General features: G+C 58.6%; 12 protein-coding genes. 4 read left to right on the top strand and 8 right to left on the bottom strand.

Translation table 11 applies throughout. The features are described from left to right. Positions 1-32: 32 nt before the first annotated feature. Positions 33-3,746 (bottom strand): type I restriction endonuclease subunit R, encoded by a 3,714-nt coding sequence (locus HMPREF2822_RS09775; RefSeq protein WP_070524170.1) that lies wholly within the window; start codon positions 3,744-3,746, stop codon positions 33-35. 340 nt (positions 3,747-4,086) lie between these two features. Between HMPREF2822_RS09775 and HMPREF2822_RS13875 the strand changes: the two genes are divergently transcribed. Further along, a complete protein-coding gene (locus HMPREF2822_RS13875) occupies positions 4,087-4,380 on the top strand; it encodes a type II toxin-antitoxin system Phd/YefM family antitoxin (protein WP_070524168.1) in 294 nt (97 codons plus the stop codon). 51 nt (positions 4,381-4,431) lie between these two features. Here the strand turns inward: HMPREF2822_RS13875 and HMPREF2822_RS09765 are convergent, their stop codons facing one another. Continuing rightward, positions 4,432-4,920 (bottom strand): excisionase family DNA-binding protein, encoded by a 489-nt coding sequence (locus HMPREF2822_RS09765; RefSeq protein WP_070524166.1) that lies wholly within the window; start codon positions 4,918-4,920, stop codon positions 4,432-4,434. Between the two features lie 143 nt (positions 4,921-5,063). Here HMPREF2822_RS09765 and HMPREF2822_RS13225 point away from each other — a divergent pair, with 143 nt between their 5' ends. Continuing rightward, positions 5,064-6,239: a hypothetical protein gene (locus HMPREF2822_RS13225; protein WP_070524165.1), complete on the top strand. Its 1,176-nt coding sequence runs from the start codon at positions 5,064-5,066 to the stop codon at positions 6,237-6,239. 177 nt (positions 6,240-6,416) lie between these two features. Here HMPREF2822_RS13225 and HMPREF2822_RS09755 read toward each other — a convergent pair whose 3' ends face one another. From HMPREF2822_RS09755 to HMPREF2822_RS09740, 4 genes are all read right to left on the bottom strand, one after another. Then, positions 6,417-7,343 carry a restriction endonuclease gene (locus HMPREF2822_RS09755; protein ID WP_232755670.1) on the bottom strand — a complete coding sequence of 309 codons (927 nt, stop codon included), beginning with the start codon at positions 7,341-7,343 and terminating at the stop codon, positions 6,417-6,419. Between the two features lie 13 nt (positions 7,344-7,356). Beyond that, positions 7,357-8,511 (bottom strand): restriction endonuclease subunit S, encoded by a 1,155-nt coding sequence (locus HMPREF2822_RS09750; protein WP_070524163.1) that lies wholly within the window; start codon positions 8,509-8,511, stop codon positions 7,357-7,359. Between the two features lies 1 nt (position 8,512). Continuing rightward, the gene (locus tag HMPREF2822_RS09745; RefSeq protein WP_070524160.1) at positions 8,513-10,087 is read right to left on the bottom strand and encodes a type I restriction-modification system subunit M; all 1,575 of its coding nucleotides are present in this window, start codon (positions 10,085-10,087) and stop codon (positions 8,513-8,515) included. 91 nt (positions 10,088-10,178) lie between these two features. Then, on the bottom strand, positions 10,179-10,559 hold the full coding sequence (locus HMPREF2822_RS09740; RefSeq protein ID WP_070524158.1) for a zinc ribbon domain-containing protein YjdM: 381 nt from the start codon (positions 10,557-10,559) through the stop codon (positions 10,179-10,181). Positions 10,560-10,674: 115 nt separating this feature from the next. On the opposite strand from HMPREF2822_RS09740, the gene HMPREF2822_RS09735 reads away from it, so the two are divergent. Beyond that, the gene (locus HMPREF2822_RS09735; RefSeq protein ID WP_070524155.1) at positions 10,675-11,283 is read left to right on the top strand and encodes a CueP family metal-binding protein; all 609 of its coding nucleotides are present in this window, start codon (positions 10,675-10,677) and stop codon (positions 11,281-11,283) included. Between the two features lie 417 nt (positions 11,284-11,700). On the opposite strand, the gene HMPREF2822_RS09730 is transcribed toward HMPREF2822_RS09735, so the two are convergent. Then, entirely contained in the window at positions 11,701-12,435 is a 735-nt protein-coding gene (locus HMPREF2822_RS09730) for a Fic family protein (protein ID WP_070524239.1), read from the bottom strand. A 3-nt stretch (positions 12,436-12,438) separates the two neighbouring features. Next, positions 12,439-13,155, bottom strand: coding sequence for a helix-turn-helix domain-containing protein (locus HMPREF2822_RS09725; RefSeq protein ID WP_070708084.1), 717 nt, complete (start codon positions 13,153-13,155; stop codon positions 12,439-12,441). 115 nt (positions 13,156-13,270) lie between these two features. On the opposite strand from HMPREF2822_RS09725, the gene HMPREF2822_RS09720 reads away from it, so the two are divergent. Further along, positions 13,271-15,799: a hypothetical protein gene (locus tag HMPREF2822_RS09720; RefSeq protein WP_232755669.1), complete on the top strand. Its 2,529-nt coding sequence runs from the start codon at positions 13,271-13,273 to the stop codon at positions 15,797-15,799. Positions 15,800-15,822: the final 23 nt, after the last annotated feature.

Raw genomic sequence — 15,822 nt, 5'->3', positions numbered from 1 at the left:
AGACCGCGTCCTTTCCCGCAGCGCGGCGGCGCTTAGTTGGCCTGTGCCGTTGCTTCAATCCGTTCAAGGCGCTTGCGCAAATCCACGATGACGTCGGTCTTGTTGTGGAAGATATCGACGACAGAGCCCTCTTCATCAAAGGGCGGCTGGAAAATTTCCTCGTAGGCCACGCCACCGTTGTGAACCAGCACGTCCACCAGTATCTTGACGAAACGAATTTGGGCGGCGCTGAACGAAGTGTTGCTGAGAAGGTCTGCAAATTGTTCCCGGACTGCCGCCTCATCAAGACCTACCAAGCGGCGGATGAAGGCAGGAATACTGTCTCCACCCATGCGTTCCCGCAGCTTGTCAATGCTTTCTTCGAAGCCAGCACTTCCCCCGCCAGCCTGAGCCACCATGGCTTCCAACGCGGCAACATCCTCTGCGTTAAGCGCCCGTGCACTGCGCAACTTGATCATCGCAAGGTCGTTGCCGTGTTCCTGCAGCACATCACGCAGCTGTTGTTCGGCCTGAGAGGGGTAAGAGCCTGTTCCGGGCAGCCGCACAGGCATCTCATCATCGATCGTGAGTTCACCCATCTCATCCTGGATGTCGAGGGTCACGGCGTTGCGCTTTCCCTTGGGCACGAACTGGATGAGCGAACGCATGCCGATGCGGATGGTCTCGAGGTCCTCGACCGTAACGTTCTTCCACCACTCCGGATCCAGCGCGCGCTCGAGGAAGGACCGCCGCTCGGCCACCATGGGGATTGTGGAGCTCACGGCCATGAGATCATTCGCCATACCCTCCACGCGTTGGCGCAGTGCCGCAAACTCGGGGCTGTGGTCGAGCAACCCCACTTGGAGCTTCAGAATCACCAAATCAAAGCGCTTAGCTGTCTCTGGCTCTTTCATTGTGTTCAGCGGCAGGTGTGCGAGATGGCGGCGCAGCTGCTCAGCCTTTTCCTCATTCACGTCGTCCCAGGCGGAGCGCTCGCGGTAGCGCATCAGGGTTTCTTTGTCGCCGGGCCGGACCATGATGTGGCCTAGCGGCACAGACGCCGTTGAGGCGTGGAGGGAGTCGGCAAGCTCGGCGCGCAGGTCTGGGGCATCGGAGTGCTTGTCCAGCTGCGCGAGCAATCCCACGCGGGCATCAAAAAGCTTTTCCGACAGCGATCGTGGGCGGCCCGTGGCCGAATCACGGGCTTCACCCTTGTAGAACTCATCCACGTTGCCGCAGAAGTCAAAGATGAGGAAGTGGGTCTTATCCATCCCTGGTCCGAAGAGGTCCGGGCGCAATCGCGTCCCTCGGCCCACCATCTGCCAGAACTTGGTGGGGGAGTAGATGGGTTTGAAGAAGACGAGGTTAACCACCTCGGGTACGTCGACGCCAGTGTCCAGCATGTCCACGGAAATCGCGATGTTGACGTCCCCGTCCGGATTTGCAAACTCGTCTAAGGCCGACTGCGCATACTTTGTGTGCGTGGTGATCACGGAAGCACCAGTGCGCGAATACTCCGGGAACGTCGCGTCAAAGACTTCCTTAATAAGCTCCGCGTGGCGTTGGGTCCGGGCGAAGATGATGGTCTTTCCCAATTGGTCGCCGCCCACGCGAATCCCGTTCTCCACCACGGTTTTCAACACCTTGCGTATGGTGTCCTTGTTGAACAGGTAGCGGTTGATCTCCGCCGAGGAAATCTGCCCGGGCGGATCTAGGCGCCCACCGTCCTCGTCGGTACCCCAATCGGACGTGTCCCACGCCAGCTGTTCCTCGGGGGAGAGCTCGTCATAGGACATACCACGACGCAGGAAGAGTGAGTCCTGACGAGCCGTCTTGAAGGGAACGAGGTTTCCATCTGCCACGGCTTCATCGAGGCCGTACTCGAAGGACGGGGTTTTATCTTCCATCTCAAAGAGCGCATATGTGTCATGGTCGATTTCGCTCTTCGGCGTCGCCGTCAGCCCCACCACGTAGGCATCGAAGTACTCCAAGATGCGCTTGAAGCGGTTGTACACGGAGCGGTGGGCCTCATCCACGATGATGAGGTCGAAGTCGAAGGGTCCGAATTTTGCTGGCTTGTCTCCGTCATCCCCAATCAGGTTCATCATGGTGTTGTAGGTAGTGACGTACACGTCACCCACCTGCTCAGGATTTTTGATGAGGTTCACGGGCGTGGACTCCGCGTACATGCTCACAAAGGCCTTGTGTGCCTGATTGACCAAGGCGGTGCGGTCCGCCAGGAACAGCACCTTGCCCACCCAGCCGGCCTGACGCAACAGCTTGGCGGTGGCCACGGCCACACGCGTCTTACCAGTTCCCGTCGCCATGACCAGCAATGCTTGGCGACGCCTCCGCCTCTCCAACGTCTCCGTCACCGCACGGATGGCCTCGAGCTGATACGTGCGGGCGCCGCCGCCAGCAATCTCCGTATCGACCGCCGTCTCACTCAATAGGGCACGCATGGTGCGCCGCCCGATCATGCGTCGCAATTGCTGCGCGGTGGGGAAACCTTCGACCTCTCGGGCGGGATAGCCCACACCGGAGCCAGGAAGGTTAGCGGCATCATCGATCAGGTCAATGTGATAGCCGTTGGTACACAACATGACCGGCCGTGTGCCGTATTCGCGCTCGATGCAGTCCGCGTACAGCTTCACCTGTTGGGCGCCCACGCTCATAGACTCCATCGATTTCTTCGCTTCGATGACGGCCAGCGGTGTGCGGTCATCATCCCACAAGACATAATCTGCGTAGCCAACGCCGGAGGGATTGGGCATGCCGCGCAGCTCGAGCTCTCGAGTGATTGAATCATCACTAAACCCTGCTGCTTCGAGCATCGGGTCAATGAGCTGTCGGCGGGTCTCGGCCTCGCTGATCGCCAAAGGCGCAGCCGACGGTGCTGCCACCCCGGCGCGCTCTGCAGCGGCTGCTTGTTGCTCAGCCAACTGCTCCTGGAGGGCCTCAATCTTGGCAGCAAGTTCGTCTTTCACCTGCCGTGCAGCTTCGCGCTCCGCTTCGGCTTGCTCCTGGGCATCGGCGATCTCCGCCTTCGCCTTAATCTCCGTGCTCCGCCGCTTAAGCTCGAACTGGGCGGCCTCACGAAGGCGCTTCTCCTCCGCTTCACGCGCGGCTTCCTTGGCCTCATCGAGCAGCAGCCGGTTCTTCTTTAGCTCCTCATCCTGCTGCGCTAGCTTCTTGAGGTACGCGGCGGTCTGCGCTTGGGAGCGCCCAGCAACGTGAATGCCTGAAGAGTCAGCTGTGGCTTGGCCCAGCAGGTTAGTATCAAAAGCCGCCTGCGGACCCGGTGCGGCCTGAGGGTTGGCCGAGTGGTACCGCACCGCCCAGGCCATGAGGTCATAGAGGTGCGCCGCCGCCTTCCGCGCCCTCTGCGGGGAGGTCGGCGCTTGCTTGCCTTCCATGTCGTCGGCGTGTGCGGCGTCGTTGCCGCTCTTGCGCAAGAGAGTCATCTTGCGCAACATGGTCTGGTTATCCACGCAGTCAGTGAAGGCGCGGTCTCGGGTCATCTCCGCCAAGCTGCGGTACTGAGTGTCACCCAAATTTCGGAGCACCCAGATGTGGCTGACCACTCGCTCCAGCACCTTGCGCGCATAGAAGCAGGAAATCACCGGGTCCGCATCGACGAACCGCTCTACCTTCAGGCATTCCTCATACGCCGTGGGCCAGACGTAACGTACAAAGCTGAAGTTGCTGCGTGCAGGCCCACCTGGCACACCGTTGCGCCCAGCAGTCGGGGGAGTAGTGGTCACCATAGAGTTCTCCAGGGACAAGTTTTCACATCACCAGGGACGTGGTGTCGTATCGAATACAGCTTGATTCCAGTAATTCTAAGTCACCGCCCTATACCTAGCTACCAGAATTACTCCGTTCCCGGGTCAATCTCTTCAGCCTCTCTCTTCCCTGACCTATCGCCGTCCTCCCTGGTTAATCACTGCATTCGCCCCTTGTCCTTGCCTAAATACGCCACTAAAATCACCGTTGTCCTGCAGTTCTACAGTTGGCTGTTCCAAGGTCCACCAATCAAAACAAGGACACCAATAGAGAAGGACAAAACACCCGTCCACCGGATGTTCAGACAAGGCAGCTAAAACGATGACCAGTATTTCTTTGCGCGAACTCACCCAGCGTTCTGACCACATAGTGCGTGCAGTGGCCGCTACGGGTCACAACGTGGTCATCACTGACCGCGATCAAGCCATCGTTCGAATTGTCCCCATCTCATCCCCAGATAGCCCCGTGAAGCAGTTAGTGGCTGCCGGAATTTTGAGCCACGCTCCAGAGCCTTATTCACAGCCAGCCGCCACAGCCCCGCAGCCAAGGCACACAGACAATCTGCGTCCTGGAACCGACATTATTTCGCTACTGGACCGTGACGACCGCTTGTGATGGCTTAAGCGGACAGCTCGTTGCATGACCCCATCCAGATGCGCTGACAGACTATCCACGCCGAGCCTTCTGCGCCGCTTCCTTGCGGACGTTCTTAAAGATCTGCGTAATGTCAAGAGCGCCGTCAGTGTTATCTAGAGTATCTACGTCATAGGCACCAGCACGCTGGGCCTCGGACGCCAGCTCTCGCAGTGCTTTGCGGCGTTCACTCCGCAACCCATCTCGATACCGCAATAGGTCAACGAGCCGCACTCTCCTATGTCTTCCTCCGGTAGTGCGCTCAAATGCTATCGATCCATCCTCAAGCTTCTTCACCAGAGTCGGCCTACTAATGCCCAGAAAATCTGCCGCTTGCTGCGTTGTAAGCAACTGGTCTACGGGCGCAACAGTCGCGGCCTTTCCTTGCTGCATCGCGTGAACTGCGTCTAACAACACGCTCAATGCCTCCTCGGGCAGATCTACCGCCTGCCCGTCGGGCCCCACTAGCGCAGTAGGTCCCGACTGCTGCTCTAAAACCTGCTCAATTTCATGCTGCGGCATGCATCGTTTCTTCAAGGCAGCAGGCCAACAAACAAGCAGATCCATAAAAATAATTTTGATTACTAATAACCAAGACTTCAGACACAATCTTGAGCTATAACTACAAGGTCACTATTTCTCTTCTCTGAAAGTTGAACTCTCCCATGACATACTCTCGGCTCGGACTTGGAGTCTCCATCGCCGTTTCGCTCTCCTTGGTTTCTGTCCCTTCCGCTACTGCTCTCGAAGCTCAGCTGGACACTCGCAACGGCAAAGAGATTTGTGTGGTCTCCCTCGACTCCGCGGAAAAGGAAATCTCTAAGAAGTACTTCGCTGCGAAACTCGAGGAACAAACCAAACTGCAGAACCGCATGCGCCAGGACTTCCCGCAGTATGCGGACAGCTTTGCCCGCCTAGACTCCGCCCCTCAGACCCACAACATGCTAAGTTTCTGGTCTATCAGCCGCTTTGCGCTCCCCACTGAGGCTGAGCTTGTGGCTCAGGGCTACGACCGCTTGGACGCTTCCTACCTCGTATTCACCAATTCTGACACTGAGGCCGAATACAAGGAGTGGGCGGCCAACGGATATCCCTTCAATTGGGAAGTGGCACGCAATTGGACTCCCAGCGAACTCGCTGAGTATCCCTACGGCGATCTCCCCGTAGTGAACTCACAGAACGGTGAAGTCGAGGATTCTGCCATGGATCTTCGGGCACAGGTGCCCTCGTACTCCACAGGTCTACAGGCTGGTTTCCCCACTACTTCTCAAAAGCTGACCAACCTCATGAAGCCAGGGGAGCTTCGTCTGCAACCTCTCGAGGATGAATTCGAAGCCGTAGCAGGCCTCGAGGTCATGGGCTTTACCTTGCCCTTCAGCTCCACTGTCACCCTTGCTGGTGCTTGCGAAAACGCCTACCTCGCGAAGGAACAATCCGACGCTGAGGCCTCTACTACGCCGCCGACCTCTGAACCAGTTCCGTCCACTAGCACAACCACGGCACCGACCACTTCCGTTGTGCCTCCTTCTTCGACGAAACCAACCACAACCCGTCCGGCTAAGACCACCCCGGCAGCTACTCCTACTGCACCCGCGAAGCCGACCACGGCAAAGCCAACTACAACCAAGCCCAAGCCGACCACGACCAAGTCCACCTCTGCGCCTACGTCCACCGCGCCCGCAAAGCCGACCACAACCACTCCAGCGCCGAAGCCCAATAAGACCAATGACAGCGGTTCCTCCACTGGCGGAATCATCGCCATCGTCTTGGCAATTCTTGCCGCCGCAGGTATTGGTGTTGTGGCCTTCCTGCCGCAACTAGGGTTCAAGCTCCCTTTCTAGAGATTGGCTTCTTAGGTCATCGCCATTAACTCTTTTAAGACAAAAGGGCGGAAATAGTTTCCCTGACCCGACTAATGACAGGCGCCCAGCTCCATTTCGTTGAGCTGGGCGCCTGTCCTTTTTTAAACGCAGCGAAAGGCTGTACTCGCTCCCGCAATCGCAAGAATCCGCCTCTATCTACTCGAAGTAATCCTCGTCCACCTCGACCAGGGCCACGGTCCTCTTGACCTGCACGCCCACGCCGTAACGAATCATCAGTTTCGCCAACCTGTCCCCGTCGATTAAAACGACGCGTGACGACACCGCATCCGCATACTCCTGCGCCTTATCCGAAAACGTCGCTGTAGTCAGGAACACCCCTCGATCCGCCTGCGCACCCTGCAGCGCACCCACGAATCCCTGAATAGCCGGTCGGCCGATGCTCTTATCCAACGCATACCGCTTAGCCTGCACGTAAATCCGCGACAAGCCCAGCGTATCCTGGTCAATAATCCCGTCGATTCCACCATCATTGGATAACTGCGTACGCGTGGCCTTGCCCTGCGTTCCGCCATATCCCATAGCCATGAGCAAGTCCAGCACTGCCTGTTCAAAGAACGCCGGCTCATTCTCGTGCAACCGAGTCAGCAGCTCACCAGCCACGAATTCGTTGTTGCGAGATACACCAGTTTCCGCCTGCTCTACCGGATCGAGCTCGCTCTCAGCCTCTGGAAGTACGCTTTGCTTATCAGCGCTTACCTCGTCCCCAGCCTTACACCCAGGATTCCGGCCCCGCCACGTTAGCGCCGCTTCCGTGCCCGCAATCTCTCCCAACAGCTGCTTTTCCGTTAAGCCGGATGGATCGCGCGCTAAAAGGTCACGGCCAAAGTCTGTAATTTGAAAGCGCGCCCGCGCCGGTGAAGTAATGGCGTTCGCCTTCTTGAGGAATGTCAACGCCCATCCAATACGGTTTTCATAGAGCGGCTGCCCCGATGCAATGGTCTCAAGGCGTTCCTCATCCGTGATGCCAACGCGCACCGCAGCCTCCTCGATGAGCACGCTGCGCTTAAAACCTCTCCATTTGACGCCAATACGTGAAGCACCGGAACCATGTATCCATGCCACTTCAAAATTGCCATTAGAGTTCTCCTTGGAAAGCGCGGGTGGATAGGGATTCAAACAATTCATTGAACAAATCCCGGCGCTTTCGTAAGTTCCGTATGACATTCTCTATCGAACGCAAATTTTTACTGATTTTTGCACGTAACTCTGCCGGCGGATAAGGGATTTCAAAGCCCCTCACCAATGAGAGGTTCAAATTAGGCTGAGTCCCACCTCGGCCCAAGCCTCTGAGTTCTTCGTAACTATTCAAGAGACACTGATAGACAAAATAATCATCATTAGGATCCCTCGGTGCGACTACCGCGCACGCTTGATTGGTAGCTGCCTCTATCCCCAAATAGCCAACCCGACCTCGGGTCGCACCCTGCCCGTACATCGCCACTACGCTCGACCCTGCTCGATTAAGTTTGCAAGTCGAGCTTTCCAAGGCGTCTACACTGATTTTCTCTTCTGTTCCGAGAATTATGGTTCCTTTCACTTCGGTCGTCTTCACCCATGGAATATCGCCTTGGTAGAACGCCGCATTTTTCCTGCTCGGGGTAGCACCTGTTCCGACCACAGCTATTTCATCCAATCGACGGTTGTCCGAGAGCTTGGAGAATTCACTAAGCAGGTAAGTAGGCAAACGCAATAGCAGTTGAATCTGATACTGTTCCGCATCAAGTGAATGACGAACAGTGTCCAAAATCGCCGCGATGCGGCGCTGCTCGTCGAGGGGAGGGAGGGGAATCTCAAATCGTAGGAACGCTTCTTCCTTGACTCGCTGTCGGTTAGTTGCGCCAAAACTAAGCGCCTTCGCTTTTGCAGCCAAAATGCCACTAGTAGCAAAGTAGTGAAGATACTTTGGCATGCACCTCGACTCATCGATTTCGAAAATCGGGAAATCTTTAGAAACGACTGCTCCATCAAGAGATTTAGGAATAAGCGCGAAGGCACCGTTACGGGCGTCGATACGCGAGTAAATGAACTGTCCTTCTTTCACTCGATAGCCAGTGAAAACAGCCGGTGTCTTACCTGCTCCAATATTTCGCAGCACGGCACCCTCGCCATGCATTTTGACTGTTACAAAGGACTCCGTCTCTGGGGATGCAATCTTTTCCGGGACTCCAGCAGCCCGGAGCACATCCCCCAACCGCACCATCGGCCAATCATGCTTTGCAGTGCTAGCCATGTTATTTCCCCTCGCTGAGCATGGCCTTGAGGTTGGCAAGGCCTTGGGTGATGTCGCGGTCGAGTTCTTCGATTTCGGCGATGATGTCCATGGGGTCTCGGGTTTCTTGTGCTTCGAGGACGATTTCCTTGTAGCGGTTCATGGAGAGGTCATAGTCGGCTTGGGCAATCTCCTCCTTGGGCACGGTGAAGGAGTAGTCCGTGCGGGCGCGCTCGCGCTCGTCGGTGGTGCGGGAGTGCCAGCGGGCAACCACGTCCGGAAGGTTGTTGAGCTTCAGCTGTTCGTCGGTGAGGGTGACGGGAGTGGGGGCGTCGGCAAACGCGGGATCGCTTAAGTCCTGGATGTGGGAGGTAGGGGAGGGGCCGAGCAAGGGGCGCTCGAGAAGCGGGGTGCGCTTGTCATCCAGGGAGTAGCCATCCGCCGTGACGTCATAGAACCACACCTCGTCGGTGCCGCCGGAATCCGTCCGGGTGAAGCATAGGACTGCGGTGGACACACCCGAGTAGGGCTTGAATACGCCGGAAGGAAGCTTGATGACAGCATCCAAGCGCTGATCCTCAACCAAGGTTTTGCGAAGAGCCTTGTGCGCCTTGGTGGAGCCGAAGAGGACACCTTCAGGGACAATCACTGCGGCACGGCCGCCCGGCTTGAGCAACTGCAGGAAGCGGTGAACAAAGAGGATCTCCGTCTTCTTGGCCGCGGTCACGGACTTGAGTTTGGGATCGATGGAGTCCTTATCCAGGCTGCCCGCGAAAGGCGGGTTGGCCAACACGAGGTCGAAGGCCTCATCAAACGTTGTGGGTAGCTTCTGCAAGGAATCGTGGTGCGAGATGTTGGGCTCTTCAAAACCGTGCATAAACATGTTCATCGCAGCAATGCGGACCATGGTTTTGTCAAAGTCAAAACCCGTCAGGCCCTTCTTGATGAACTTAGAGCGCGTGTCCTTGTTGTAGAGGTCTTCGCGGTGATGCTGAGCAACCCAATCGTTGGCGGCCACCAGGAAGCCCGCGGTGCCACAAGCCGGGTCGATGATCCGCTGCGTTGGCGTCGGCTCCATGAGTGCGACGAGGAGCTCAATGATGTGGCTGGGTGTACGGAACTGACCATTCGTGCCCGAGGTGGACAGCTTGTCCAGCATGTACTCATACAAGTCGCCCTTCATGTCTTTGTTCGGAAAGCGCAACTGGTCAATGAGCTCCATGACTCGCGAGAGCGTGGCCTCAGATTCAATCTCGAAGGAGGCGTTAGCCATGTGTCCCTGGAAGCCTGTGCCGCCCATCTCCTTGAGGAAGGGGAAGACCTTGGTGATGATGGTGGCCTTGCGGCGGGCGATATCACGGTCCTCGATGAGATTGCGCCACCGCAGATCCTGTTGGCTGGCATCAAAGATGTCTTCCGTCGCGGTGGGATCTCCTAACGCCCGGCGCTTATCAATCTGGACCTGACGCTCGTCCAAATCCTTGATAAAGAGCAGGTAGGTGAACTGCTCAATGACGGAAACGGGGTTAGAAATGCCGCCGGACCAGAAGGTGTCCCAGATGCGGTCGACGTTGTTTTTGAGCGCGCCGGTAATCATGTAACTCAGGGTAGCTGTCGTGCGGAGCCATGCCGGCTATTAGCTCGCGGTAGGGGAGTACCTCCGAATCTCCCCCACGCAGGTTTTTACACTAAACCTTCTTCACCACAGCAGGCTTGAGCTTCATCGCGCCAAAACCATCAATCCGGCAATCAATATTGTGGTCTTCCTGGCCCGTTCCAGCATCGAAGTTGAGGCGGATGCCGCGCACCTTGGTGCCGGCCTTGAGCGGCTGCTGAGCGCCCTTGACCTTAAGGGTCTTGGTAACGGTGACCGTGTCGCCGTCGGCAAGCGCATTGCCCACGGAGTCGACGATGGTCGGTTCGCTTCCTTCCGCGGACGAGGCTTCGGCAGCGTCGGCGGAGAACTCATGCGCGCACTCAGGGCAGACGATGAGCGGCGGCATTTCGTAGGTGTACTCAGAGGAGCATTCGGGGCAGGGCGGCAGAGTTGCGGCCGAAGTATCAGACATAGGGGAGAGTTTAGCCTGCGTAGCACGAAAAGATGATTCTTCTCTCATTCCATTGATGGATACCCGGGTGGGGTATAGGCTTGAGTAAACACAATCGGACCCATTCGGAAGACTTATGAAACGCCTCATTTCTCTTGCGGCTGTGTGCGCCGCAGCCATCGCCCTGTCCGCCTGCTCCACGGAGAGCCCCGTCCCGAGCGAAGCCTCGAAGAGCGCCGCTTCCAGCACCGACATCGAACAGGTGCCTGCCGAGGAGATCCTCGCCGAGTTCGATCTCGAAGGGTTGGATGGCCCGGAGATCATCGACAAACTGGACCACATGCCCAAGGAGGAGCGCAATAGCGATCTTCACGCTTCCGTGCGCCCGAACGAGCTAATCCTCGCTACTGAACAGGGTCAGGCCTCCCTGCCGCTGCCGGAGGACAAGTTCTACGTCTCCATCGCGCCGTACATGACCCAGACCCATGACTGCTTCAACCACTCCCTGACCACCTGCACTGGTGAGCTCGGCAAGGAAGACATCCACGTCACCATCACCGATGACGCCGGAAACGAGCTGGTCAACGAGGACACGACGACGTTCGACAACGGCTTCATTGGCTACTGGCTGCCGGCCGACAAGAAGGGCACCATCACCATCGAGCAGGACGGCAAGACCGGCGAGGTTCCCCTGGATACCTCTGACGAAGGCGGTACCTGCGTGACCACGCTGCAGATGGCATAATCTGCCCATTCACTCACCACGGTGAATCCCACCTCCTGGGGTTCACCGTTTGTCGTTTTATGGTGTCCACGCAGTGCTTGCCGACGTCAACAGTGTTCTGGGCAAGTCCCCATACGGCCACTCCCTGAAGAAATCTCCGAGCAGGCAATTGACCACAACAAGTCCGCTGGTGTCGTCAACTCTGTTCCTTTTAGCCACGCCACCCCGTCGGCGCCGGCTTCTTAGGCGCAGGCGTTGTGGCTGCCCTGCTCGGCGCCATCGCCGCATTCCTGCAGTCTGTCGGCGTGGTCAAGGCTGACTTCTCCGCTCTGCAGAAGATGTTCCGCTAAGCACTACAGCACTATGCACTAAAGGATGCGCTGAGCATTCAGCCCCCCACGTCGGCCCTCCGCTTCGGAAGCGGAGGGCCGACTGCGCTTACTGGGAGGACTCCATTAGGCAGTCGTACAGGAAATCCATCAGCGTTGTGGCGTCGTCTGCACGAAAAAGCTCATCGAGGGCAAGGTTGAACTCCAGTCGCCGCGCGTAGGGGATATTCAATGCGCTGTATCCATGACTCAGCAAGAGGCCTGACGCCACAAGCCGTGCGGTTCGCTTGTTTCCATCGAAGTAAAACTGGCTACGCGTGGCAGAGCAGAAATAGGCCAACGCTTGCTCGACTGGGTTTTCAAGCCCTTGAAGGGAGACCAGCAAATCGGCATGAGCTTCACCCAATTCATCAGCAGGGTCGAAAGGGATGAACCCGCCATCCATGAGCCGCACTCCACCGCCATCTCCCTCCACGTGCCCTTCACCACGGAAAAGACCAGCGTCCAGGGCCTCGTTCCTTGCAAGCACGGCATGGAGTGCATCACTGATGCCTTTGTCCACCGCGAATTCTTGTTGGCTAACCAGCTCATGGAGCAAGTTGAAAGCCTCCGACAAGTCCAAGATCTGTTGCTGTTCAGCAAGTGCTTTCCCACCCACAGTGACGCCATCGAGCAACGTACGGACTTCCGGGAGGGTAAACGTGTTTCCTTCCAGCGCAGCGGCATTCCACACCAAGTCAGGAAGTTGCTTGGTTAGTCGGAATAACGCGCGCTCGGTCCCCAACTCCACAATGAGAGGTCGCTCATGGTGCTCCCAGCTGACTCGGCTCGTCGCTCTTCTCATCACCTATGCCCCTCCCACATAGTTTTCTGCGCACGCATCGATAGCAAGCTGGTGCGGTGACACGTAGTGTATTCCTGATTCTTTTGTTGCGCCCGTTATCTCCTCACCAGCCGCTGGCACGAGCGTGATCCCTCCGGATACGGGCTCAGCACTGGCACGAATCCGCGTGGGCAACGAAGCCACGATCTCTGCTGGATTTGTGCACCAGATCAACGTTGACTGAGGTTCTCCTGCACCAGCGATCTGCCCCGCGACTCGTTGAGCTGCAAAAGCACCCGACATCGCCCATGGTTGCCCGGTCGCATCAACCGCTGAGGCAACCGTTATGGGATTCGACGGCAAAAAGTGGAGAGACCCGTGGCGGCCATAAGGATTGGAGGCCCACGCGGCCCGTTCTATGAGAGCCTGGTAGCTACCGCCGCCGGCCGGGGCGTCACCCCACTGCACAAAGCGGTCAATCCAGGCTTTAACGTCCGGTTCCTCACTCTTGAGGTCCCCACAAAGCACTCGGGCGGCTGTCGCGGCCGCGGCATCACTGGTGCGGTGTACAGAGACGGAAACCTCGTATCCGAGCACGCGCATTACCTTCTCCAACCCGGCCAGGCTTGGTTGAGCTGTCCCACGCAACCACAGATTGAGCGTATTTCGTGAGACCCCCGAACGCCGCGACACTTCACTAAGGCTCAGTGGGCTTTTCTTGAGGAGTTGTACTGGGTCCATGGCCCTACTATAGCTAGCTGTCCTATAGATAGGACACCTGTCCTACGCATAGGACAGGTGATACTTCTACCAGCGACATGGCAACAGCACCCCACGGTGTCCTATGATGAAAAAAATGAGCGCGGAGATCTATTCACTTCCCACAACGCCGTTGGTCACCACTGATTTCATCGAACAGGGCCCCCGGATTTCACTGCGCCGGGGAAGCAACATCCTCATGCTTCAACTGCCCGCCACGTACCCCGAAGCGGAACTGACGGATCCGCGGTGGGTGGTCAAGTCCCATTTCATCGATCGCCCCCACTCGGTGCGTGAATTCGCCACCGAAGAGCCGCTGGAAGTCGGCATCCCTGGGCCGTTCACCCGCATCGAGGTCACCCTGCACGATGGCGATGAGGTCCTCATCGAAACCATCACCTTCACCGGCATCACCGAGGACGCGCCTTTCATCGTCTATGACCGCACCACGCTTATCGCGCCGCAGGGCACCCTCAAGGACGCTAAGCCGCTCGGCATCTGGGCCGGCTGGGAAGTAGGCCCGCTGCCGGAGCGGGTGGAGGTGCCGCAGAGGGAACCGGTGGACGTCGCCAAGCACAGCGATTTCGAGTGGGACTTTAACGTTGCCACGCTGCCCAATGCCCGGGGCCTCGACAACGAGCCGGTATTCACCAAGTCCCCGCGCGTGCACCTTATCGCGGAAGGGGAGTGGCGCATCGATCTCACCTACGCTCCCCTCGGCGGCGAGCAGGAGGAGATTTCAGAGCAGACCTTCGACCCGGGCATCGCCGAGCCCTTCCCGGGCGATCTCTACGAAGACCCGTGGGTGGGCCGCTACAAGGTGTCGCTGTGGCACGACGAGGAGCTTGTCGACGTCCGCTTCATCTCCCTCGCCGAGGGCCTCCACATGCGCGCCACCAACGACGGTCCGCGCGGCATGGACTTCCGCATCATCGACGCCCTCGGCGCGCACTCGCGCTTCAGCTACACGCTGGCCTCTCCGCCGAAGAAGCCCATCGCGCTGGAGAAGGGCCTTCGCACCCTCGAGGACACCGAGGTCTCTCGCCGCGAGGTAGTGGCCAGTGAAGCTGGCTATGAGCTGGAATTCGATGTCTGGCCCGAGGCCCTGTTCAGCCGCGTCAAGCGCATCGGCTTGGAGCCCACCGAGCACTCCGATAAGCCGGTGATTTTTGCGGGCCAGCTTGATCAAGATGACATGTTCACCGTCCACTCCCCGCGCCCGCTCCCACTGGCCAAGTTCGTCACCATTGACGGCCGCCAAAAGATCAAGGAGCTGGCCCGCACGTCGAAGACGACCCAAGCGGTCACCAGCCTCGCCGTGCCCAATGCCGCACTGGCCAACGCCGTGCGCAAGCAGCCAACGGCGGAGCTTTTCCTCATGTGGTCCACGCTGTCCTATGAGGACTACCTGGACTCCCTTCCGGCGGAGGAGCGCGCAGCCCACCAGGCCCGCAGCTTGGAGCGGCGCATCGTGGAGTATGAAGCGTCCGCGTCCACCAGCCTGATTTATGCGGCGCTGGCAACTATCCGCAAGTCTCCCTTCGTCAGCCGCGGTCTGCTCAACGGCGATGAGATTATCATCGAGCAGAACGCAGAACCGCCGGCAGAAGTAGTGGGATGGGCCTGGCCATTGACTGAACCAACAGTTGCACCGACCCAGCTCACCGCAACCGAGGACGGCTTCGAACTACCCGTAGACCTCGCTGAGCAGGGCTCATTGCTTGTCGACGTCCGCGAGCTCCGCGCCGACTCCAACCTCGCCGCCCCCGCTCGCCCCTCCAGCGCCTCCATCGTGATCACGCCGGAAGGCTCGCCCGCAGCTCTGGCCTCAAAGGACTGGACTCCGGAGCAACTGTGGGGCACCTTCCGCGCCCTTCACGTGCTCTCGCAGCGCAGCCCGAACCCGAAGCTGCAGGCGATGTTCGACAGCACGATTGATCGCCTGCGCGCCCGACCGGAGGACGCGCTCCACGCCTTGGCGCGCACTGGCGTTAGCGTGAACCAGCAGGCCCGCTCGCTCGCGCGCACGCGCTTGTTCCACTCGCCGCTGGAGCCCACCGCCGAGTCCAGCGCCGATAGCTACCTGGATCTCCTGCTCGATCCTTCCGCCAGCGAGAACGCGGAGCTGAACGCCGTGCGTGAATCCGGCGCCGATGGCCTAACCCGCCCGATGCTGCTGAATGCTGCGACCATTCACAGCCCCACACCGCCCGTCGATGACCTGATGGGGGAGGCTGGCCGCGTCGCCGCTCTGCGCGAGTGCTTTGCCAACAACGGCGCACTCGATGCGCTGGGCACCATCGAGCACCTGCGCAAGGACGCCACCGCACTCGCATCCCTGGTGCAAAACGCGGGCGTTGACATGTCCGTCAGCCATACCCTTATCGCGCTGGGCGCCTTTGCCAGCGGAAACACGGCTGATGAGCTCAATGCCGCTGCGTGGATGCCCTACATCTCTTATGCCTTCGCACTGGCGTCTCGCGCCGCGGCGAACGACATCATCATGGAAAGCCCCCTGCTCAAGGAGGACATGCCCATGCTTGCCGACGTCCTCCCTCTCGCCCCCCGCCTCTTTTTCTACGACCTCGTGACCGCCGAAGCTCTCTTCCGCGATCGCGACGTGTAAGCGCGTGAGGTGTGCCACAATGA

Source organism: Corynebacterium sp. HMSC062E11, assembly GCF_001811845.1.
GTDB classification, from domain to species: domain Bacteria; phylum Actinomycetota; class Actinomycetes; order Mycobacteriales; family Mycobacteriaceae; genus Corynebacterium; species Corynebacterium hesseae.
This window is presented reverse-complemented; position numbering and strand designations above follow the sequence as displayed.